This is a genomic window from Gabonia massiliensis, assembly GCF_001403595.1.
GTDB lineage: Bacteria > Bacteroidota > Bacteroidia > Bacteroidales > Coprobacteraceae > Coprobacter > Coprobacter secundus.
This window is the reverse complement of sequence record NZ_LN877939.1, coordinates 410,918-435,108: the sequence shown is the minus strand read 5'-3', so window position 1 is coordinate 435,108 and position 24,191 is coordinate 410,918. Positions and strand designations below refer to the sequence as shown.

The window sequence follows — 24,191 nt, the reverse complement described above, 5'->3', positions numbered from 1 at the left end:
ATAAGTAAAATCGTGAAAAGCTCTCGTATATTTACTTTTCACGATTTGTTGTTTATTTATTATTAAATCCGGACTTTTACAATGACCTTTCTGAATTTTCCTTCGGCAATACCGGGGGCATGTCCGTCTTCAGGGAAAAAAATAGCAAATTCTCCGGGAGAAACTTTGATGAAAGTCGTAGCTTCATCTTCGAAGAAAGTAATATCATTTTTTTCGTTATAAGGCTGTGATATTTTTTTTAAGTTTTTTCCTGCCTTCCACCCGATGGTTTCTGTCGTAGTTAGAGGCATTTGGATGTCAATATAGTGATTGTGGGTCTCTAATTTGGCTGCATCTTTACTTTTTCCTGTCGGTTCAGCTACCGAAATATAAAGATTGTCTCCATCCAGAACTATTTTCCCAGCTTCTTTTTTAGAAAAGTCTGTAGATTTAAGATAATCAAAGGCTTGTTTAAATAATGGATGCAATTGCTCTATTGAGGCTGAATTGCTTAAAGAATCTAAAATCATAATAATATTGTTTGAAAAATGTATTGAATCTTTATTGTAATATTGAGATATTTTCTTGCAATAAAAAATATCTCCATTCATTGCAAATTTAAAAAAAATAATTGTTATTTCTGTTATGATAAATGATTTAAAATACAAGAGTTTGTATTTCTTTTATAGAAAGAGTATCTCTTATTAAGAGATAATAACAAATAGCCGAGGTATATAGAATTTTTGGTATGTAAGTTAAGTTATTTGGGAGATTTGAAATAACTTTATAAATTCTTGTTTATTTGCATAAATAATGATTTTTGTTATTGTTTTTTTATCCAAGGTATGTTTATTAATTTGTCTGGCAAGTGTTTACTTCGTATACGCCATTCTTGAGGATATAGATTATTGGTTCTGTTTCCTATATTTTTTATCCACCCTAAAGGAATATTCTGATAGGTTACTAATATATGACCTCGAGGAATATTACCGGAGATTTGTATAGATTCTCTTTTTAGATAAGTAATTGCGGTAGAGTGACTTATTTCGATACAATAAAATGCGTTTCTATTGAGTTCGAGGGATGTGGCTAAAGCATGTTCGGGAATATAATCTTTACCTCTGAGATAACATAAAGGGATACCTGAGTGCAAAATATTTAGGCGAGAAGATAATAACCATAAATCATCTTTGTAGTGTAGAGGGAATGCTTGAATTCTATCAGAAGATGTCCATATATAAAAAGTTTCAGGGTGATTTATCCATGTTTTTATTTCTGGTAGAATAGATATTTTTGAGTCTTTTTCTGTTTTTTTTCTGTAATTATGCCTATCATAAGAGAAAGAGTTCTCATGTCTTTTTTCTGATGTTTCAGGTTTACGAACGACAGCCATAAAAAATCCTTCTCCTTTAGTCATATGAGGCATAAAACGGTATACGGGAAAATTTCCTTTAATAGCTTTTTTTATATACCAATCAGGAAGTGTTTCGACAGGTAGGATTTCAGCGGCATAGTTTTGATGTAAGAACTCAATCATTTCTTCATCCTCTTCTACATTATAAGTACATGTGCTATATATCAATAATCCTCCGGGACGTAAAGCTTCCCAGATATGACGTAAAATTTTTTTTTGGCGTTCAACACATTTTTGAACATTTGCAGTAGACCATTCATTTATGGCATCTGCATCTTTTCGAAACATACCTTCTCCAGAACATGGGACATCTGTTAATATTACATCAAAATAATTTTTAAAAAAACTGAAGTCTTCAGCGCTGTTATTGGTGACAATACAATGGCTGTTTCCCCATTTTATAACATTTTCTACTAAAACATGAGCACGATTTTTTAAAATTTCATTGCTAACTATTAAACTTCCTTCGGGTAATGTAGAGATGGCATCTGTCGTTTTTCCTCCTGGTGCAGCACATAAGTCAAGATAGCGAACAGGAGTTTTTATATATTGTTGAATGACATGTCCAAGAAACATAGATGAAGCTTCTTGTACATAGTATACTCCAGCATGAAAAAGAGGATCGAATGTAAAATTGGGGCGTTTATCTAAATAAAAACCATTTATTGACCATGGTACTTGTTTACTTTTATTTAAAATACCGGGAGCTTTTGATGGATTTAGTCGAACGCTTATAGGGCTCTCTTCATATAGGGCTCTTTCAAATGCGGGATATTCATCTTTTAGTAAATCTTGTGTTCGAGAGATGAAAGCTTTCGGTAAATTCATTTTGTTTCGTTATTTTTTAAACAAAAATACGATAAAAAGTGCAATAAAGAAAATAGCTGTGGTTTTGAACATGAACTTTGTAATAAAATATTGATATATAGGTTTGAAAATTCGTATATTTTATTAATCTTGTTTTATGATTTTTCAATTACTTATTTGAAAAACGGATTCACTGATTTTGCTATCTTGCCGTGTAGATGTTTATATTTAGTGAATCTATAAAAATTGAATACTCCCATAAATTCTTAACTTGCCGTTTATCTGTTATTTTGTTACTTTTGCAAGTAAATAAAAATACGCAAATGAGAATACAACTTCTTACATTTTTAATGTTGATATTTATCAACTATATAGTCGATTTATATATTTATTATAGAGTAATATGTGCGTGGTGCAACCGACGGTGGATGAAGTGGAGTTTTTGGACAACAAATGTCCTTATTTTAGGAATGGTATTGGTTTCTGTAAATGCCATTAAAAGCGGTTATAATGAGCGGTGGGACTATCTCTTGTTCTGGTTTTTGTTTCTCTATTTTGCTTTGTATATGCCTCGGCTTATCTTCTTTGTCATATCTTTATTTGATTATTTACCATTACTATTTAGGCATAAAATTACTCGGTGGGGTTCAAAAGTAGCTTTGGTAATATCTTTTATTGCATTTGTGACAATGTTGTCCGGTGCATTTTATGGGAGATTGCATCCTGTTATAAACGAAGTCGAAGTTGTATCCGATAAGTTGCCAGGAGCTTTTGATGGTTATCGTATAATTCAGATTTCAGATTTGCATTTAAGTAGTTTTGGTACCGATACGGCATTTGTATCACAGATTGTAAACCAAGTGAATGGATTACGTCCAGATATGATTGTTTTCACAGGAGATTTGGTATCTCGAAGAGCCGATGAGGCCGATGCTTTTACTACTGTATTATCACGTTTTCAAGCAGGAGATGGAGTTTGGTCAATCATGGGAAATCATGATTATGGTGATTATGTAAATTGGAATACTCCGGAGCAAAAAATAAAAAATTTATCGGATATTAAACGTATGCAAACCGATGCAGGATGGAAGATGCTTAATAATGCATCCACTTTTATTTTTAGGGGAAATGATTCTATTGCATTGATTGGTGTGGAAAATTGGGGTGAGCCGCCTTTCCCACAATATGGTAATCTTAAGGTAGCTTATACAAATCTTAATGATAATAATTATAAAATTCTGCTTACTCATAATCCTATTCATTGGGATAAGGAGGTTGTTCCTGAAACTAATATTGATTTATCTCTTTCCGGTCATACTCATGCTATGCAGATGAAAGTGAAAATTGGTCGTTGGCAAGTATCACCTTCATCTTTACGTTATCCGCGTTGGAGTGGCTTATATCGAGAGAGTAATCAGTATTTGTATGTGAATGAAGGGATTGGTTGTGTTTTCTATCCGATGAGAATAGGTGCAAGACCTGAGATTACAGTGCTAACTTTGAAAAGTAAATAGATACAAGATGAGGAGAATCGTATGTTTGATTCCTGTTATTTGTTTAACTTTAACTGTAATAATCGGAGGTTGTTGGCAGAAAAATGATAAGACCTCAACAAGTAGTTTGCGGATAGCTTTGTTGAAAGGGCCCTCTGCAATGGCTTTTATATCGTTGTCTGACAGCGGTAGATATCTGCAAGATAAATTATTAGATGTTGATTTGTATGATTCCCCGGCACAGATACAAGCATTGATGACTCAAGGAATGGTCGACATCGCGGTGCTACCTATGGCCTTAGCTGCTAACTTGTATAATAAAGGGGTGGACTATTCTTTATTAGGTTGTCCGGTGTGGGGAAACTTATTTTGGATATCGAAAAAAGGTACTCTATCGGCAGACAAGAAAGAGGTGTATATATTCGGACAAGGAAGTACTCCTGATTTGATTACTCGTTACCTTCAGTGTCAAGAATCATTGATTTCTGTAAAAAATTATCATATTGTATATACTTATAACACTCCTCAGGAGATTGTTCGAGGGTTATGGGGTGGGATAGTTACAGATGCAGTTTTACCAGAGCCTTTTGTCTCTATGTCATTGCATAAAGATAGTTCTTTGTATATACGCTATGATTTAGCGGAGTTATTTTCTCCAGGAGGCTTTCCTCAAACCGCAGTCCTTTTACGAAATGGGTTGAGAGATGATACAGTTCTTATACGTAGTCTCGACAGCTTATTTAAAGAATGTACAGTAAATATTAATGAGTATTCTCCCGATTTAGTAAATAGATTGGTCGAGAAAAAATTGATATCAGATACGGTTGGAGTAAAATCGTTGATACGACATTGTCGTATAATTTATAGACCGGCATCTTTTATATGTGAAGATATAGCAGATTTAATGAATTTACTATATCTTTACCAACCGAAGTCAATTGGAGGAAAAATTCCGGATAAGGAATTTATAATTTATCATTAGACCTGACCTTATGCGGATAAACGTTTTTAATAGGCGAATGCAAAACCACAAGGAAACGAATGTGCAGAATAGATACTGGCCATTGTCGTTTGGGGGATACTGCAAGCATGTTGCAATAGTGTTTTCGATTCTTACTTTGTTGGGCTTATGGGAAATCCTTGCTCTTTATTTAGATAATTCGTTGTTATTTCCTGGTATTCCCGATTTGTTCTCGGCAATTTCGGGATTATTTTTTTATTTTGATTTTTGGACAGATATATATGTTACTCTGATAAGAGGGATATCAGGTATGGTTATTGCTTTATTTATTTCTTTTGCATTAGCTTATCCGATGGCCCATAATCTGTTTTTTAAATCATATATTCAGCCTTTTCTTTCAATATTCCGAGCGACTCCTATCATATCTATTATACTGTTGTTGCTTATTTGGCTTCGCCCGGAGCAGATACCTTTTGTTATGGCATTGATAACGATGATTCCTATAGTCACAGAGAATTTGATTGCTGGCTATGAAAATTTTGATATACAAATACGAGAAATGATGGCGCTTTATCGTATACCTGTTATCATGCGTGTGAAATATTTTTATTATCCATCATTAAAACCATATTTGTTTAGTGGGCTTATTTCTGCTTCTGGATTGGGGTGGAAAGCTATTATTATAGGAGAGGTATTAGCACAACCACAATGGGGTATCGGTGTTTCTTTAAAAGAAGCTCATGGATTTATCGAGATACCAGTACTTATAGCATGGACGTTGGTTGCTGTATTTTTGAGTTATTGTATAGAACAAATATTGCGTTTTTTGAGTAAAAAGGAGTTTCCCTTTCATTTTTCTGGAGTTCCTGTTCGAAGTAATAAATTTGTTGCGTATGTGTCTTTTAAGAACGTTACGAAAGGATATGGTAATCATGTAGTATTTCGAAATTTGTCTTTAAAAATTCCTCGAGGAAAAATAACTTGTATAACAGGTCCTTCTGGTTGTGGAAAGACTACTTTGTTGCGTATGATTGCTGGTCTTGAAGCACCTCAATCTGGCATTATAGAAAGGCCGGGGAACAATGTTTCATATTTATTTCAGAAACCTGTTTTTGTGTCACAATTAACTGTATTGCAAAATATACTATGGCCATTGTCTAGATATATGAGTATAATGGAAGCTACGGATTTAGCTGTATCGGCTTTGGAACGTATGGGAATTGAAGATAAAGCCCATTGTATGCCGGAGACATTAAGTGGTGGAGAGCAGCAAAGAGTAGCATTGATACGAACTTTTTTATATCCTGCTTCTATAATTTTGTTGGACGAGCCTTTTACCGGGTTGAGTCAGACACTTAAAGAAGATATTATGAATATGATAAAAGTGTGGCATCAAGAACATGAAACGACACTTCTTTATGTGACACATCATGACGATGAAATCGGCATGGCACAGAATCATATAATACTAAATAACATGTGTGCAAAAGAATATGAGTATACTATTTAATAAAATTGTTTCTTCGGCTTTAAATATTTCCGAGAAACAAGTTGAAAATACAATTCGACTTCTTGATGAGGGGGCAACTATACCCTTTATTAGTCGTTACCGAAAGGAAGTAACTGGAGCTCTTGATGAGGTTCAGATTGGTAATATTAAAGAGCAGTATGACAAATTACGGGAACTGGAAAAAAGAAAGCAGACTATAATTACTACAATTGATGAGCAGGGCAAATTAACTCCTGATTTACGAACTCGTCTCGAAAATTCTTGGGATGCGATGGAGATTGAAGATATTTATTTGCCGTATAAACCTAAAAGGCGTACTCGTGCTGAGGTAGCTCGTGAAAAGGGTTTGGAGCCTTTGGCAAAAATCCTGATGATACAAACCGAGAATAATTTAGATATAAGGGCTCAAGCTTTTGTCAAAAATGATGTTGCTGATACGGAAGAAGCATTAAAAGGTGCTCGAGATATAATAGCTGAATGGATAAGCGAGAATGAACGTGCCCGTAACATGGTTCGCTCTATTTTTAGAAAAGGAGCTATTATATCTTCTCATGTGGTGAAAGGTAAAGAGGAAGAGGCTGCTAAATACCGTGATTATTTTGATTGGAGTGAACCTTTGCGTCGATGTTCCTCACATAGGCTATTGGCTGTCAGGAGGGGTGAATCTGAAGGGTTTCTGAAAGTTTCTATCGAACCGGATAGTGAACTTTGTATTGAGCGGCTCGAAGGTCTGTTCGTAAAGAATGCAACAGCATCCGCAGCACAAGTAAACGAGGCGGTGCGTGACGGATATAAACGTTTGCTTAAACCCTCGATAGAAACGGAGTTTGCCGCATTGTCGAAGGAACAGGCAGATGATGAGGCTATACGGGTATTTACCGAAAATCTTCGACAATTATTATTGGCTGCTCCGTTGGGACAGAAAAGGGTTATGGGTATTGATCCCGGATATAGAACCGGATGCAAATTAGTTTGCCTTGATGAACAAGGGAATCTTTTGCATAATGAGACAATTTACCCACATCCTCCTAAACAGGATGTGGTAGGGGCTTCTCGGAAAGTTACTAAATTGGTTGAGGCTTATAATATACAAGCTATTGCCATTGGGAATGGCACAGCCAGTCGAGAGACAGAACGATTTATAGCTAATTTGCGATATGACCGTAAATTACAGGTATTTATCGTTAGTGAAAATGGAGCATCTATTTATTCGGCATCAAAAGTTGCTCGAGAAGAATTTCCTAATTATGATGTTACCGTTAGGGGGGCGGTTTCTATCGGCCGTCGCTTAATGGATCCACTTGCTGAATTGGTGAAAATAGATCCTAAATCTATAGGAGTAGGACAGTATCAGCACGACGTTGACCAGATGAAATTGAAAAGAGCACTTGATCAAACAGTAGAAAATTGTGTCAATCAGGTGGGAGTAAATGTAAATACGGCTAGTAAGCATTTACTTACTTATGTTTCCGGGTTAGGACCGCAGTTGGCTCAGAATATTGTTGATTATCGTCAGAAGAATGGGGCATTTACTCAGAGAAAACAATTGATGAAAGTACCTCGTATGGGAGAAAAAGCTTTCGAACAATCAGCAGGTTTTTTGCGTATACCGGGAGCGGAAAACCCTTTAGATAATTCAGCAGTGCATCCGGAAAGTTATGCAGTTGTAGAACATATGGCAAAAGATTTGAACTGTACTGTACGTGAATTGATAGAGAATAAGGATTTAAAGAAAAAGCTTCATCTTGAAGATTATATGTCTGGTACAGTAGGGATGCTTACCATAAATGATATTATAAGTGAGCTTGATAAGCCGGGGAGAGATCCGCGGCAAACAGTAAAGGTGTTTGAATTTGATCCAACAGTGAGAACGATTGAGGATTTAAAGGACGGACAGGTATTGCCAGGTATAGTAACGAATATTACTAATTTTGGATGTTTTGTGGATATAGGTATCAAAGAAAATGGGTTGGTGCATATCTCTCAATTAGCCAATAAATATATTTCTGATCCCACAGAAATAATTTCTTTGCATCAGCATGTGACAGTCAAAGTAATTGGTATAGATTTAGAAAGAAAGAGAGTGCAATTGTCGATGAAAGATATATAAAAACAGATATGAACAAAGCGATTATAGGATTAGGATCAAATGTAAAAGGCGGATTGCTCTTGTTGAAAAAGAGTTGTATGGAGATAGCTGCTATGGCTGTATCTGCCCGTTTTTCATCTTGTTATGAAACAGTGCCTGTGAGCAGTATTCCTCAGCCTAATTATCAAAATTGTGTAGGAATTATTGAAACCGAATGGGATTATGACCGATTATATCAACATTTTAAAGCGATGGAAAAAGCTGCTGGTCGTTTCCCTCAATCAAAACTTTCCGGAGAGGTACCTCTTGATATCGATATTATTGTTTGGAATGATGAGGTCAAACGTCCTCGTGATATGGTCCAGGATTATATGCAAATAGGTTTGTTGGAATTGAAATAAGGTTGTTTATTTTCTTTTAAATCTGAATTTTTAAGTGATATTCTAAACTGTGATTTTTTATGAAATAGGAATAGTTTAAGAGTATGAATTGTTTTATTGTTTTTATATAAATAAGGTTGACAGATAATATATTCTTTTGTATTTTAATAATTTGAAAAAAAGTTCTTTTATTTAATTTATCATATCCAGTACGATTAGATGTAAAAATCCTATTTTTATCTATTTGTTTGTTCTTTGGATAGACGATTTAAAAAGATAAATATTTTAAGAAAATGAAAAATTAGTTTTGAAAATTATAATTTTTTATTTGGTAAAGTTGATGATTCCACAATCTTTCGAATAGATTTGTTTTTGAAACTGTCTTTTAATTTATGTATTTTTACCATTTTAAAAGATGCCGTAATGTTTCATTCATTTACAAAAAGAATTTCTCATATAGCTTTGCCGGAAAGGTTCACNTGCATAGAGGCTGCTAATGAATTGCAAGAATATATAAAATCACATATATTGTGGGCAGAGGAGTTGAATCGAGGTAAAATGTTTGGAGTATTAGTTGTACGAACAGATACTGGCGGAATTGGGTATTTGGCTTCATTTTCAGGAACTTTGGCGGGGAGTTATAGACATTCGTATTTTGTTCCTCCAATATATGATTTGTTACAACCAAATGGATTTTTTAAAATAGAAGAGGAAAAAATATCCACTATTAATGCTAAAATTGAGCAGATTAGGGCTGATGTTTATTATCAGGAGTACAAAAATTTATTGGAGAAAGAGAAAACTTATTCATTTCAATTATTGAATGATGCTAAAGTTTCTTTAATAGAAGCAAAAAAGAAGCGCGAAATTAGGCGAAGCGTCTATCCGGAAGAAGCAGAATTGCGGGAGATGGTACGCGAAAGTCAATATCAGAAAGCAGAATATAAAAGATTGGAAAGATATTGGAAAAAAAGAATCTCAGATTTATATGAGCGTGTAGATATATATGAAAAGGAAATAGAAAAACTTAAAGTAGAAAGGAAGAGACGGTCGGCAACTTTGCAGCAGCAACTATTTGCTCAGTTTAAAATACTCAATGCCCGGGGGGAAATAAAAGATTTATGTACTATTTTTGAAGAAGAAGTCCACAAAATTCCGCCAGCTGGAGCGGGGGAGTGTGCAGCACCTAAGTTATTGCAATATGCATATTTAAATCATTTGGAACCTGTTGCGATGGCAGAGTTTTGGTGGGGTGATTCTCCTAAAACTGAGATACGGCGTCATGGGTATTTTTATCCCTCGTGCAAAGGAAAATGTGGACCGATATTAAAATATATGTTACAAGGCTTGAATGTAGAGCCGAATCCCTTGTCGAATGTATGTGGAGTTGGAACTGAACTGGAAATCGTGTATGAAGATGAATATCTGCTTGTTATAAATAAACCCGAAGGATGGCTTTCTGTACCCGGAAAAAATAATGCAGACTCAGTTTTTCGACGGATACGAGAACGGTATCCCGCTGCGACGGGGCCCATGATTGTGCATCGGCTCGATATGTCGACTTCAGGGCTGTTACTTATTGCGAAGACCAAAGAAGTACACCAGAATTTACAAGCCCAGTTTAAAAAAAGAACGATAAAAAAGAGATATGTTGCTTTGTTGGATGGTATTGTTCCGTATGACGAAGGCATCATAAACTTACCTATATGTGTAAATCCCGACGATCGGCCGAGGCAAATGGTCAGTTGGGAATATGGGAAACCCGCAATAACGCGATACGAAGTTCTTGACCGTTCCCGAAATCGTACCCGTATCGCTTTTTATCCGGTAACCGGACGGACCCACCAATTGCGGGTACACGCAGCTCACTCCCAAGGTCTCAATTGTCCGATAGTAGGAGACCGCTTGTATGGCAGAGAATCTGACCGGTTATATTTACATGCCGAATATCTCGAATTCGAACATCCAATTTCTTCCGAAATAATTCGAGTGGAAAAATCTCCTTCATTTTAAGTTTTTACAATTGTTATATTTTGAAAATTATTTTATAAATTTGAGAATATCTGAATAATATTCAAAATAAGAAAATGAGATTCAAAATAACTTTACAAGTAAATAGTCGGGCATTCGGACGTTCATTACCATTGAATTATATGTATGAATTGTCATCTGCCGTGTATCGTATTCTTTCTAAATCGAATGTTGATTATTCTTCGTGGTTACATGGAAATGGTTTTGAAGCAGACCATAAGAGATTTAAGTTATTTACTTTTTCTCGGTTTGTTATACCTCGATATGAAATCGATAAAGAGAATCAGAGATTGAATATTTTATCGGATGAAATTGATTGGTATATAGCCTTTTTACCGGAAAAAAGCACACGTCAGTTTATTGAAGGTGTATTTCAATTTCAAAAAATGCAAGTTGGTGATAAACGAAGTATCGTAGAATTTATGGTTCGGAGTATAGAAATTCTTCCATCATTACAATATAAAGAGGAGATGTTTTTCGAAACACTTTCTCCTGTATGTATATCGCGTAGAGGAGCTGAAGTAAGGACAGAGTATTTGTCCCCCGATCATCAGGATTATGAACGTGCGATTATTACCGGAGTGTTGGCTCGTTATAAAGCTTATAATGGAGAGTCTTATACCGGGCCCCTGTTTTGTAATTTTAAATTGCTGAATACGCCTCGTTCAGTATTGGTGAAAATGAAATCCGATACACCTGAGCAGACCTTTGTCAGAGGATATAATTATAGGTTTAAGATACACTTACCCGAGCCCCTTATGCACATCGTTTACAATTGCGGGTTAGGGGAAAAAGGAAGTCTCGGCTTTGGTATGTTGAAGGAAATACCCCCAAAATTGAAATAAAATCGGGGGATTCTGTAAAGTAAGATTAAAATAGTCTCTTTTCTAACTTGATTCTATTACAAGTGAAATGTCGATTCTATAAAAAATACTTTAATCTTTTGCAAAAGTAGGAATATTATAAGCCGAATAGAAATTTTTATTATTAAAGTATATTATTTATATGTTTAAAAAAGAGTTTTATCGTATAGTAGATAGTTTATCGAAGAATATGTGAAAAAATCGATCTTGTGAGCTTTAGACAAGAAGTGGAATAAATATTTTTAGTATATTATAGAAATCAGATTTATAATAAAAACAATAGGAGATAAATTTTTATTAAATTTACATTTTAAATTTCTTATTATGCAAAAAATAGATTGGAATGAGATGTTTAAATATACTGGCGATCCCTTTGTAGATGCTGGTGGATTTGTTCTGCAAGAGTTGATGGAATGCTATCCGGATGCTGATATTATGACGTTGATTATGATGGTGACTGATATATATGTAAAACTTTGGGATGCAAAAATCAACACATTGTTTCTAAATTCGAAGATTACGCAACCTGCTTTTAAAGGTGAACGGAAAAAAGAGGAAGCTAGGCGATATTTCGAAAGTCTTTTAGATGAAACTTTATCGTATCGAATAGGGTGCTGTCGGATTATGGGGAATAATACGAAGTTGTTTCCAGTAGGAAGAGACCTGTCGGTTTTGACAGGGTCGGGAACCTTTGTGAATTTTCATCATGCTTTTCAAGAAGGCATAATGTTGTCTAAGGAAGCCATTATACGATACTATTTTCTTCCGTTGGGATGTGAATTGTTGCAAGGAAAAATAGCTGTAATTTGTAGTAATAATCCTAAAATTTCGGAATGGTATGCTAGAGATTGTTGTAGCAGAGTTTTGGCGGAGGTGGGACAGAATGTATCTACTGGGGTATTGAAAAGTTCTGCTCATTCGCTGGGAACGGCTGTTTTCCGGTATCTTGATTCTGTGTTGGCGAGATATACCGAAGATAATGGAATGAGTGATTCTGTTGCATTATATCATCTGACAAATTTCGGGGCGAGTCCGGAGGTACAGATCTATACTCTCCCTTTTCAGGCTTTCCGTTTTTATCAGAGAACGCAGAGTAGTCGATTTAGAGAACGTTGGAACATTTTTGTCGCAAGTCATTATTTCAATTCCGATTATAAAAAAGCGAAATACGATGATGAAAAAAATGTGTTTTGTGTCGAAAATAAGAAAGATAATATTTATATCGATGAAGAGAAATTCAAGTATTGGAGAAATGCCATATATGATAAATTATTGAAAGGAGCAAGTATTCTTGGTGATATCAGAAAATGGAGTGTGCACCACTTTTTCGATGTGGATTTATTGAATTTGTATTTAGTCAATTTACAAAATATGAAAAAAGAGACGATTGCGAAATTAGACAAGATTTCGAATTATATTCTGGAAAGTACGAGTGAATCCGGAATGAAAAAAGTAATAATTACGTTGAGTGGAACGAAAAGTGCGTATGTCCTGAGACGTTTTATTATCGGTACGATAAGAAAATATTATAATGAGGGACATGATCAACCTTTGGTAACTGTCGAAGAGTATGTTGATTATTTATTCCCGGATTCGAGTTCATGGATGGAGATTCGAGATGTATTATTGATATCGATATATCAGAAACTTCATGAAAGGAATTTACATATAGAGGTCGATATGGATGACTTCGATGATGAGCAGATAGAATATGAAAGTTAAATTTAATGTTATGTGTTATGGAAAATAATTTGAAAGTTCAAGGATTTTTTTTGATTGATGTAGATGTCGTTGCATTGAACAATGCCGGTAAAAATGTGATGTCGCATTTCGATAATGGAGTAGCAACGAAGAGCATTATTAAGAATGGACGTACTTATACGTATGTATCAGGGCAGGCTTTTCGATATTGGTGGCGCGAGGCTTTACAAAAGAATTATGGTTGGAGGCTGTCGCCTATTGTAAGAGAAAATAAAATTGCATATACTAATGCTAATCCTATAGAGTATCCCGACGATGATATATTCGGGTATATGAGGGCTGCTTCGGAAGAAGAGACAGACGAAAAAGGTAAGATAAAGAAAAAGAACATTACGGTAACGAGAGTGTCTCCTTTGAAAAATTCGGCAGTCGTTTCGGCATGTGCCGTAAGACCGGTAGAAAATTGGTCGAGTATGGCTCGGCAGGAAGGTGATTCTGTACCTTATGGAAAACAGGAATATAGTGCTGTGATGAAGGGCATGTTCAGTCTTGATTTGAATATGGTGGGGACGTTTTCGAATTATAATAAATCGGGTTATCAGAATCTTTCGGATAAGTTAAAGAAAGAGGCACTCGAAAAAGGGGCTGTAGAAATCAATGATATTTTCGATTCGGAGCGTAAATTGGTGAGGCTTCCTGTAAAAACTCGATTACAGAGAACATTGGATACGATAAGTGCTTTGAAAAATATTGTGGGAGGAGCTATGCAGACCAATAATATGGCAGATGTAACACCAAAATTTATTATTTTGGCAACGACGAGCACAGGTAATCATCCCTTCTCTCATATAGCGACAAGTTTTGGGGAAAAGGATGAAAAGGTAAAACTTAATATTTCAGCTTTGAAGGAAGTAATCGAAGAGTATCGTCGAAATTATGTGGGAAAAATATTTATTGGTAAACGAGCCGGTTTCTTTGATGATGATACGAATGAGTTGTCGGAATTACAAAAAGAATATTCTGATATAGTAGAATTCGGACCAGTGAATGCCATGATTGATGCTTATTGTGAACAATTAAAACAACAAATGAAGTAATGGAAGCTTACCGTATTTTGATAAGTTCGTGGACATCGAGTTTTAGATATCCGAATATTATTTCAGGATATCAGCCAACACTGCATGTTCCGCCGATTAGTACGGTTTTGGGAATTTTGAATGCTTGTGCTGGAAAATATATTCGGCATAAACATTTATCTTTAGGTTATTATTTTGAATATGGGGCGGAAGCCGTTGACCTTGAAACGATCTATCAGATAAAATTGAACGAAAGGAATGTTCCGGTCAATCAAGTGAAGTCTAATGTTATACCCCGTGAATTTCTGTTTGATAATAGGCTTTTTTTGTACTTGAAAGATAAAGAGTTAACCGATTTATTTCTATCACCTTATTATCCTATATTATTAGGGAGAAGCTCGGACCTTGCATCTGTGGATCGTATCGAAATAGTAGAGTTATCGGAAAAGACGAATGCCGATAAAATAAAGGGACAGATCATCCCGATTGCCGGAAACTTTTTGCCGGGTATGGTACAGGCTTTACCTAAATATTTTACCGATACATTTCCCCGAAGTAATATAGGTACGGAAGCGTATTCTGTAATATCGTATCGAAGTAAAGATATACCTACCGGTATAACTGCATATCGGGATATTATTGATGGAAACGAAGTTGATATTTATTTTCATCAACTTGATTTTGAAGATGATATATGAAATTTGATTCGAAAGAATTTTATCTTTTGGCGAAATCGGAACCCGAGATTCCTTTAATATGCCATATCGAAGATTGTTTGAATATTCTCGAACAGTTGATAACTGGGTTTCCCAATCTGCCGGTTGTTAAAAAGGATTTGTTTTGGCGAGTATTAGCGGCTTGTATTATATTTCACGATATGGGTAAAGCTCATGATGAATTTCAGAAATTGTTGCATAAAAGTCGAAATAAATGGTTGGGACAACGGCATGAACTCTTTTCGTCATATTTTATTTATCAGTCGAGTTTGGAGAAAGAATGGAAAGATAAGGTATGTTATGCCGTTGTCGGGCATCATAAAAGCGTGTCGGATTTAAATGAATTTGTTTCGGCAAATTATTTGTGGATGGAAGATCCTTCGTGGGCATGTGAAGGTGATCTTGATTTTCAATCTGAATGTGGAAAACTTTTGCAAGATGAAGTTTGGTATATATTAAAAAGGTATGGCTATTTTAAAGAGAATGAAGATTGTATAGATATCGGAAAATATTTGAAACAGGAGATGGGGAAACAACATCGGGTTGCGCATTCCGATTATTTTTTCATTTTATTGCTCGTCGGTTTTTTGAAACAGTGCGATCATTTAGCTTCAGCCGGTATTCGAAAAATATTGAATATTTATCCGGAAGATTTCGATTTTGTTTATAATAACGAATTGTATGACCATCAGAAAAAGGCTTTGTTATCGACTGGGAATGTCATTCTTTCTGCATCGACAGGTTCGGGCAAAACTGAAGCCGCTTTTCTTTGGTTGGTAAATCAACTTCATATAAGAGGACAGGGCAGAGTATTTTATATGCTCCCGTATACAGCATCGATCAATGCTATGTATGAAAGAGTTGATACAGCGATAGGGCATGACAAACATCGGGTAGGTATGTTACATGGTAAATTAATGCAATATATCGAACAAAGAATGTCATCGGATAATTCGGTAAATATAGAGGAAAAATCGAAGTTAATAGAAGATTTCAAAACCTTGGTAACACCCTTTAAGATTGTAACACCATTCCAATTATTGAAACATTTATTTGGGCTGAAGGGGTTTGAGAAGGGTATTGCTGAATGGTCGGGGGGATATTTTATTTTTGACGAAATTCATGCTTATGATTCGAAGACTTTTGCCCAGATTATAGCTCTTTTACAATTTGTAACTCGATATATGGATGTTCGTGTCTTTATTATGACTGCAACATTGCCTATGTTTATGCGTAAAATTTTGGCCGATTCTATAGGAAAACATATAAATATAGTTGCCGAAAAGTCTTTATATAGAAAATTTGAAAGACATCGGATAAAACTTCATGAGGGATTATTATCGGAATCTTTAGATTTAATACAAAGAGATATAGATCGAGGTAAAAAAGTGCTTGTCGTATGTAATACGGTAGAGCAATCTCAAAATGTATATCAAAATTTGTTTATACCGGTCAATCGGCGAAAATTATTGTTGCATGGAGCTTTTAATGCAAATGATAAAAATCGAAAAGAGATAGAATTGCAAAATGGGGATATACAGTTGTTGGTAGGTACACAGGCCATAGAAGTGAGCTTAGACATCGATTATGATGTGATCTATACCGAACCAGCACCATTGGATGCTCTGATTCAACGCTTTGGACGTGTGAATAGAAAACGACTAAAAGGATTATGTTTGTGTCATGTATTTAAAGAGCGAAATAAGAAAGATCTGTTTATCTATGATGAAAATGTTATCTGCCGAACATTGGATGCTCTGTATATAATCGAGCAAAGACATGATGGAATAATTCATGAAGACGAGTTGCAATCGTTGATAGATGAAGTATATCCGATGTGGGAAAAGAAACAACAAGATGATTATGATATGACATTGAAAACACTTACTTCGTTTATCGATAGGGCACTTTCACCTTTGGTATACGATGAAAAGAGCGAGAAGATGTTTTATCGACAATTCGATGGAATAAAGGTTCTACCGGTAGATTTGATAAAAGAATATCGAGCTTGTTTAGAACAAAAATCATTTATCGAGGCAGATGCACTTTTGGTATCGGTGAAGGAAAGTCGGCTTTGGGGACTTTTGAAAAGTGAAGATGCCTATGAAGATTCTTTCTATTTTGAAAATATAAAAAAATTAGGTTGTAAGAATGTCTATATTATAAAGAGAGTGTATGATAGTGAAATAGGCCTTCGAATGAATGAAATTAAGAATATAGATTCCGATCAGTTATGTCTTTGAATATATTTATATGATACAGATTACAGGGACACATTTTAATTATTATCAGATTTGCCATCGAAAGCTTTGGTTGTTTGCTAATGGTATAAATTTTGAACATACTTCGGATTTGGTATATGAAGGAAAACTGATACATGAAAGTTCGTATCCTCAGAGATCGTCGAAATATGAAGAAATAGAAATTGATGGCATTAAAGTTGATTTTTATGACACGGTGCACAATATTATCCATGAAATAAAAAAGTCTGATAAGATAGAGATTTCACATGAATGGCAACTAAAGTATTATTTGTATGTATTTGAGAGGAATGGAATCTTGGGATGTAGGGGTATGTTGGAGTACCCTGTATTGCGTAAAACGAAAGAGATCTATCTTAATGAAGAAGATCGAAAAAATATAGGTAAAATGGAAAAAGATATCGAATCGATAATATATTCTGATGTTTGTCCATCTATTATAAAAAAATCGATATGTAAAAATTGTAGTTATTATGATTTTTGTTTTATAGAGGAGATCGAACCATGAAAAAAACATTTTATTTATTTAATCCAGGAGAATTGGACAGGAAAGATAATACCTTGAAATTTACACCGATTGTTGGCTCAGAGAGTAATGAGGTTTCGATGCCCCGGTATTTACCGATAGAAGATATTAGCGAATTTTATGTGTTTGGTTCTTTACGGGCCAATAGTGCTTTATATAATTTTTTAGGGCAGAAAGATATAGCGGTACATTTCTTTGATTATTATGAAAATTATACTGGTTCATTTATGCCTCGCGATTCTTTATTGTCAGGGAAAATGCTGTTAGCTCAGACTTCAGCTTATCAAAATAAGAGTAAGCGTATGGTTATTGCTCAAAAGTTTATAGAAGGGGCGTGCTATAATATACTCAAGAATCTTCGTTATTACAGTCGGAGGGGATGTGACGTTGAAAAAATTATTAGTGATATTAAGGAATATTCTACTCGAATATCATCTGCTGTTTCTATAGAAGAGCTTATGGGAATAGAAGGAATGATACGCCAAACTTATTATGAAGCATTTAATTTGATTATAAATGATTTTGAGATGGGCCCTCGCTCGAAACGTCCACCATTAAATGAAGTAAATGCATTGATTTCTTTTGGAAATATGATGTGTTATACTTTGTGTTTAAGGGCTATTCATCAAACGCAACTGAATCCGACTATCAGTTATTTGCATACTCCGGGTGAACGTAGATATTCTTTAGCTTTAGACATCTCAGAGATTTTCAAACCGATTATTGTAGATAGGACTATTTTTAGAGTATTGAATAAACACGAGATTCAAGATAAACATTTCGAAAAGAAGTTAAATAAATGTTTATTAAATTTGTCTGGAAAGAAAATTTTTGTGAAAGCTTTTGAGGAGCGTTTGAACGAGACGATACAACATAGAGCATTGGGCCGAAAAGTTAGTTATCGACATTTAGTGAAATTGGAATGTTATAAGTTGTTGAAACATTTATTGGGAATGGAGATGTATAAACCATTTAAAATGTATTGGTAATGTATGTTATTTTGGTATATGACTTTGGAGAAAAACGAGTTGCAAAGATGTTGAAACTTTGTCGTAGATATCTAAACTGGGTACAGAACTCGGTTTTTGAAGGAGAAATATCGGATGTTCGATTGAAAGAGTTATTAATGTATATTAAAATGTTTATGAAAGTGAATGAGGATAGTATAATTATTTTTAAAACTGCATCACAAGTGTTTATGGAACGGCAAATTATCGGTCGACAATTAGGGAGTACAGATAATTTTCTGTAATTGAAGTTGTCGTTCTTGAGTAAATTTAATATTTTTTTGATATAACTATTATATCCGTTTCTTTTATCTTCCTTATTTTTAATAAGTTATTTATATTGTCGATGTCTGTATATTTTTATATAATCGTACATCGACAACTTTTCTTTGAAATATTTATTATATTTGCAGCTCTAACCCATTGGTTATAAACTGTGTCTTTATTGTTAATGATAGGGTTCTAATCTTACTTTATAGAATTGAAATTGCCATTAATGCTTCGTTTGAAAACAATGTCTGTTGTTCTAATCTTACTTTATAGAATTGAAATAACGTATCATCTAAACTGTCAGGATTATCAGCAAGTTCTAATCTTACTTTATAGAATTGAAATGAAGAATTTTTTAGAAGGCTTGATTCTGAATTTTATCGTTCTAATCTTACTTTATAGAATTGAAATTGAATCGGACTCTCGACGCTTCGATGAGTCGTGTCGGTTCTAATCTTACTTTATAGAATTGAAATATTATCTTATCATCATTTTCAAGAGTAGAAGCAAGTTCTAATCTTACTTTATAGAATTGAAATTTCAAAATCAAAGGATTATTTCTAATATCACGATAGTTCTAATCTTACTTTATAGAATTGAAATGCAGGAGTAAAAGATTTATCAGATTCCGATATATAAGTTCTAATCTTACTTTATAGAATTGAAATGCGACTTATTGTTGACCTGTTTACATGAAACATTGCTGGTTCTAATCTTACTATAAAAAATTGAAATCTTTTTCGTATAATATGTCCATATTATGTATTTTATGGTTCTAATTCTTTATTGTTATAAAAATAAAACCGGGATATTTCTATATAAAGATATCCCGGTTTCTATTATTATTTATTTGATTATCAGTTACTGATAACTATCTTTTTATCAATCTCTTACTTAGGACTTCTTTTTCAGTAGTAATTCGTACTAGATAATTTCCAGCTGTCAAATCTTGAATATTGATAGGTTCCTTAGACAAAGAGATGTTTATACTTTTCACTAATTGTCCATCAATATTGAAGATTTCTATTTGAGCATTGATTTCAGTATTTACGTAGAAATAATTAGTTGCAGGGTTAGGATATATTGAAATAATATCATTTGATGTATCCTCGACGCCTACAACCGGTTTTTCTTTTACGTTGACTGTAAACTCTGTTTCACAGAATTTTTCACCATACGTTTGATGGCTAACCGTTTGACGTAGCTTTATTTGAGCCTTTCCGAATTTGCTTTCTCCAAATGAAAGAACCAAATTGTCATTTTCGATAGTTGCAGAAACCAAATCTTCGTTATCATTGGTTTCTACAGTCGTCATGAATGTCAGGCCGTAAGTACTACTTCCCGGATAGCTGAATATATTTTTTATAGGTATTAGCATATCTTCTGCATCTTGTATGGCTTCAATATTTTTAGCAATGCTCACAGGCATATAGACTCTTGGTTTTATTGTTATTTCTACATCTCGTATTACTGAATAGCCTAAATGATCGATAGCTTCGATAGAAATGGTAGCAATGGAATCGGTTGCTACATCGCCTGTATATTGGGCTAATAGTTGTAGATTACCGTTTGTATTGTTATATGTATTATCTAAACTCAGCCAGTCAGAATGTTTGTCCAGATCACGAGTATAAATAGAAAAATTGTTTTCTCTGTCGGTAAACCATTGTTTGTTGATTGAGAGTTTAGACGCTGATGTTGCACGTTCATAGCAACTAAGATTCGATTTGCTGCTGCTTATCGTAGGTATATCATTGTCATTTATAGTTGATAATATACTCATCATTTGCGGATGGTTGCCGATGTTCTCGATTTCTTCTAATTTGTTGAATTGATTATCGAATATTGCCGCTTTCTGTTGAGTACCGTCTTCGCTACAATAAGCTACATAATATTTATTTTCTTCAGCATCATAAACAGAACCCATGGGGAATAAGTCGTATCCCAATTCCATGAATCTTCCATCTTCTATTTCTTTTGTAGTAATATTATATTTTACGAATGCATTACCGCTGACTAACATGATAAAGTCTCCAGATAATGGTGTCAAAGCAATAGGAGAGGCCAAGAACATCGGGTATTCCGTTACCCAACTGTCAGATGATATTGTTTTGTTCGAAATATCATAAGAGAATATATTATAATCAGAATTATCATTACATCTGCCGATGGCATAAATAATGTTGTCTTTTACTGTTATGACAGATACATTTAATGCTTTTTTCTCCAATTCTTGCAGAGAGATTTCAAAAGTATTTAAATCAATTGTTGCAAGATTACTTGATTTCATTGCTACATCATTGGTTATAACATATGCATTATTACCAACTACAGTCATAACTTTGGCAATGTCGTTTATAGACACTGTACCAACAAGTTTTAAATCTGTTTTATAATATATCTTCAAATCTGTATTGTCTCCGTTAGCATCGGTTACTAATAACATATTTTTATATAAAGCCAGTTGGTGTTTTGCTTTTGATTTTAATGATATGGAAGCGACAAGTTCCTCTGTTGTGATGTTGTAACGGGATATGGTGTTACCTGCAGATACGTATACGAAAGCACCGTCATTCAACATATTGCTGATAGAATCTGCTTGTATGTTGCCAAGTAGTGTTTTTGTTTCTTTAGTATTGACTTGGTATCCCATAATTGAGCTGTTTCCATTTCCGTTGTTATCGGTAAATAGAATATGTTTACTCATTCCTTCGTTGTCGGGAGCATATATGATAGGTATTTCTATCGTTTTTTCTTGTTTGTAGCATGTTATACGGAAACGAAGGACGTCATTACAATATTCTCCTGTGTTGAATGAGTATTTTAAGACATTTTTTTCTAAGGAAACTTGAACTTTTCCGTTAACGGCAGTTACTTCTTCCATATATACGGTAGCATCGTTTCCTGTAGTAAATAGCTCTGAATTAGAAAATTCTCCTTCAGGTTTGTCATATGCAATCCGAATAGGAGAGTTCACCGGTTTTATTTCCGGAATATCTTTTACAATGACAAGAATCGTATCTGATAGAGTTGGGTCACTCGTAGAACGGACGATAACTTTGGTTCTTCCAACTTTATTGGCAGTAAATGAACCATTTTTGATAGTTCCGATTTCAGGATTCGATGTTGTCCAATCAAAAGTTTCGTAAATATAGCGATTAGCAGTATTTCCGTTTAGGTTTTCATCTCGGCTATCTTCACACTGTGCATTAATAAAGATAGTTTCATTTACAATCATAGTTGTACTGTCGTTCGATACGGTGCTGGCATTACCTTCCAAATCGATAATTACTTTTTTCAGTTTTACGACACTTATTTGGATAGAGTCTTTGGCTATATCATCTTTTTGGCTGAAATATATCCATGTTTCCCCTTCTTTTGTCGCTGTAAATTTTCCGGTGTTATCGATGTTTCCGATAGTATTGTCAGATAACCACCATCGTTGAGTCCCTTCTTTTACTGGACGACCGTTTTTGAATAAAAATCCTTCATACTGACAAGTTTGCCCCTCGATTACTTGTAATTGAGTAATACCAATGTAATTGAGGTAATAGTCTTGTGGAACATAGTTGGGGTCTGGTGTGGTGATGGCTGCGCCTAAAACTTCGGTCGACCATTCGCCTAACCATCCGGCATTGGCACTTCCGGCGCAATAAACCTTTACGAAATCAACTTGGTCCAATTCTACGTGATTGCCATTTTTATCTACTGCCCAACTAAGGTCAAATCCATCTGTTGCATTTCCGTTTTCATCGTTATAATATGGGTTGTGAGCAACGGTAAGATCGGTTTTGTCATATCCTCGATTGTCGCAGTATCCGAAGGCCGGAGCTCGGTAAAATTCGATATAACTCGGTGAGCTCATGTCGATGGAGCTTCGTATAATATTTCCTGAAAATGTTACTTGCTCTCTTCCGCATTCGTATGTGTAGGGGTCAGGGTAATAAGATTGATTGTGGAACTGATTGGTTAAAACGGCACCGCTTTTTCCCTGATTAGTTGTCCAAGGTACAGTATAGCGTTTATTATAACTCGGATTGTAATAGGTCATTTCTACGTTACGTTTTGTTGTACTCAGCCAATAATCAGACCCAGCCAATTCATACCATTCTCCATCATCGGGAATGCCATTTCCATTTAAGTCTTTCATTACCTGTACAGCTCCAGGTTCAGACCATACTCCATATAAATTGGCAATAAAAGAGTTTCCTTTCAGAGTAAAATCTACACCGTATGGGTTACGGGGATCATTTTTTATAGGCTGGTCAAAACCTAGGATAACATAACCTCCGAATGCCCCTAGGCTTACCATACCACCCTGTGTTCCTAAAATAACAGTGGGGTCATCCATTGTATTGGTAAATTGTCCTGGAGCCGGTAAATATCCTAGTATTTTAGAAGCATAAGGATTTAAGTGTATATTTATTTTTGCTGTAGCTGAAGACGTTTCTCCTGTAGCTAAGGTAACGGTATATTTTAGTTGGTCAAAAGTGTAGTTTTCTGTTTCTGCATCGGGTACGTAATTGATTACGGGGTAGGACGTCTCTTTTACTACCGTTGCCGTGCCGTATTGGGGCTGTTCATCGATTGTAATACTGGCTGTTGTCTTGTCTGAATTATTCATCCATTGGTCATTTTTCAAGACATCTGCTGTTAGTTCGCTTTTAGGTTCTACGACAAAAGAGTCGTCTGTTGCCAAAACTTTTTTCAATGAAATATGTATGATATTTTCAACGGTTTCACTTTGGTAAGTTAATGTTACTTTTACATCAGCATCTCCGGCTTTATTAGGCATAAGCCATAAATATAATGTCTGGACTTTGCCGTAGTTATAATATTCATATTTATATAAATCGGTGATTTCCAAATCACTTGACTCTATTTTGACAATAACGCCCAAATCATCTAAATTAGCACTTTTGTCTATGCCGTCAGGATATTCAAATATGTCGGTCATAGATAAGTTTAATGTCACTTTTGAAGTCTTGGCAATGTTCGTAAATGAATAGTTTTTAGGAATGAATTGGTTCCCCGCAAATATGGAGGATACCATACATAGTAACATCAATGTCAACCATGTTTTTTTTCTGTAAAAATTTCTCATAAT

17 protein-coding genes and 1 CRISPR repeat array are annotated in these 24,191 nt (G+C 34.7%); of the genes, 14 read left to right on the top strand and 3 right to left on the bottom strand.

The features are described 5' to 3' along the window. Nucleotides 1-62: 62 nt before the first annotated feature. Nucleotides 63-509: a NanQ anomerase/TabA/YiaL family protein gene (locus BN2628_RS06655; protein WP_044229577.1), complete on the bottom strand. Its 447-nt coding sequence runs from the start codon at nucleotides 507-509 to the stop codon at nucleotides 63-65. A gap of 293 nt (nucleotides 510-802) precedes the next feature. Further along, nucleotides 803-2,221, bottom strand: coding sequence for a methyltransferase RsmF C-terminal domain-like protein (locus BN2628_RS06650; RefSeq protein WP_044229502.1), 1,419 nt, complete (start codon nucleotides 2,219-2,221; stop codon nucleotides 803-805). 302 nt (nucleotides 2,222-2,523) lie between these two features. Here BN2628_RS06650 and BN2628_RS06645 point away from each other — a divergent pair, with 302 nt between their 5' ends. From BN2628_RS06645 to cas2, 14 genes are all read left to right on the top strand, one after another. Continuing rightward, nucleotides 2,524-3,714 carry a metallophosphoesterase gene (locus tag BN2628_RS06645; protein WP_044229579.1) on the top strand — a complete coding sequence of 397 codons (1,191 nt, stop codon included), beginning with the start codon at nucleotides 2,524-2,526 and terminating at the stop codon, nucleotides 3,712-3,714. Between the two features lie 7 nt (nucleotides 3,715-3,721). Beyond that, nucleotides 3,722-4,675: a substrate-binding domain-containing protein gene (locus BN2628_RS06640; protein ID WP_052431541.1), complete on the top strand. Its 954-nt coding sequence runs from the start codon at nucleotides 3,722-3,724 to the stop codon at nucleotides 4,673-4,675. A 37-nt stretch (nucleotides 4,676-4,712) separates the two neighbouring features. Next, entirely contained in the window at nucleotides 4,713-6,164 is a 1,452-nt protein-coding gene (locus BN2628_RS06635; protein ID WP_055096571.1) for an ATP-binding cassette domain-containing protein, read from the top strand. Then, nucleotides 6,148-8,274 carry a Tex family protein gene (locus BN2628_RS06630; protein ID WP_044229505.1) on the top strand — a complete coding sequence of 709 codons (2,127 nt, stop codon included), beginning with the start codon at nucleotides 6,148-6,150 and terminating at the stop codon, nucleotides 8,272-8,274. The genes BN2628_RS06635 and BN2628_RS06630 overlap by 17 nt, the downstream gene beginning before the upstream one ends. A gap of 8 nt (nucleotides 8,275-8,282) precedes the next feature. After that, the gene (locus BN2628_RS06625; protein ID WP_052431543.1) at nucleotides 8,283-8,654 is read left to right on the top strand and encodes a 2-amino-4-hydroxy-6-hydroxymethyldihydropteridine diphosphokinase; all 372 of its coding nucleotides are present in this window, start codon (nucleotides 8,283-8,285) and stop codon (nucleotides 8,652-8,654) included. Nucleotides 8,655-9,056: 402 nt separating this feature from the next. Continuing rightward, the gene (locus BN2628_RS06620; protein WP_055096569.1) at nucleotides 9,057-10,646 is read left to right on the top strand and encodes an RluA family pseudouridine synthase; all 1,590 of its coding nucleotides are present in this window, start codon (nucleotides 9,057-9,059) and stop codon (nucleotides 10,644-10,646) included. Nucleotides 10,647-10,720: 74 nt separating this feature from the next. Further along, nucleotides 10,721-11,509, top strand: a complete 789-nt coding sequence (gene cas6, locus BN2628_RS06615) for a CRISPR-associated endoribonuclease Cas6 (RefSeq protein WP_044229508.1) — start codon at nucleotides 10,721-10,723, stop codon at nucleotides 11,507-11,509. Between the two features lie 342 nt (nucleotides 11,510-11,851). Beyond that, entirely contained in the window at nucleotides 11,852-13,249 is a 1,398-nt protein-coding gene (locus BN2628_RS06610; protein WP_044229511.1) for a hypothetical protein, read from the top strand. Between the two features lie 17 nt (nucleotides 13,250-13,266). Then, on the top strand, nucleotides 13,267-14,325 hold the full coding sequence (gene cas7i, locus BN2628_RS06605) for a type I-B CRISPR-associated protein Cas7/Cst2/DevR (RefSeq protein WP_044229592.1): 1,059 nt from the start codon (nucleotides 13,267-13,269) through the stop codon (nucleotides 14,323-14,325). After that, on the top strand, nucleotides 14,325-15,002 hold the full coding sequence (gene cas5b, locus BN2628_RS06600) for a type I-B CRISPR-associated protein Cas5b (protein ID WP_044229513.1): 678 nt from the start codon (nucleotides 14,325-14,327) through the stop codon (nucleotides 15,000-15,002). The genes cas7i and cas5b overlap by 1 nt, the downstream gene beginning before the upstream one ends. Continuing rightward, nucleotides 14,999-17,263, top strand: coding sequence for a CRISPR-associated helicase/endonuclease Cas3 (locus BN2628_RS06595; protein ID WP_044229515.1), 2,265 nt, complete (start codon nucleotides 14,999-15,001; stop codon nucleotides 17,261-17,263). Before cas5b ends, BN2628_RS06595 begins: the two co-directional genes overlap by 4 nt. Nucleotides 17,264-17,276: 13 nt before the next feature. Then, the gene (gene cas4, locus BN2628_RS06590) at nucleotides 17,277-17,789 is read left to right on the top strand and encodes a CRISPR-associated protein Cas4 (RefSeq protein WP_044229594.1); all 513 of its coding nucleotides are present in this window, start codon (nucleotides 17,277-17,279) and stop codon (nucleotides 17,787-17,789) included. Beyond that, nucleotides 17,786-18,796, top strand: coding sequence for a type I-B CRISPR-associated endonuclease Cas1b (gene cas1b, locus BN2628_RS06585; protein WP_044229519.1), 1,011 nt, complete (start codon nucleotides 17,786-17,788; stop codon nucleotides 18,794-18,796). The genes cas4 and cas1b overlap by 4 nt, the downstream gene beginning before the upstream one ends. After that, nucleotides 18,796-19,059, top strand: a complete 264-nt coding sequence (cas2, locus tag BN2628_RS06580) for a CRISPR-associated endonuclease Cas2 (RefSeq protein WP_044229523.1) — start codon at nucleotides 18,796-18,798, stop codon at nucleotides 19,057-19,059. The genes cas1b and cas2 overlap by 1 nt, the downstream gene beginning before the upstream one ends. Nucleotides 19,060-19,273: 214 nt before the next feature. Further along, nucleotides 19,274-19,819: a CRISPR direct-repeat array (repeat unit 29 nt; unit sequence GTTCTAATCTTACTTTATAGAATTGAAAT). A gap of 136 nt (nucleotides 19,820-19,955) precedes the next feature. Here cas2 and BN2628_RS06575 read toward each other — a convergent pair. Continuing rightward, a complete protein-coding gene (locus BN2628_RS06575; protein WP_055096567.1) occupies nucleotides 19,956-24,188 on the bottom strand; it encodes a T9SS type A sorting domain-containing protein in 4,233 nt (1,410 codons plus the stop codon). Between the last annotated feature and the right edge of the window lie 3 nt (nucleotides 24,189-24,191).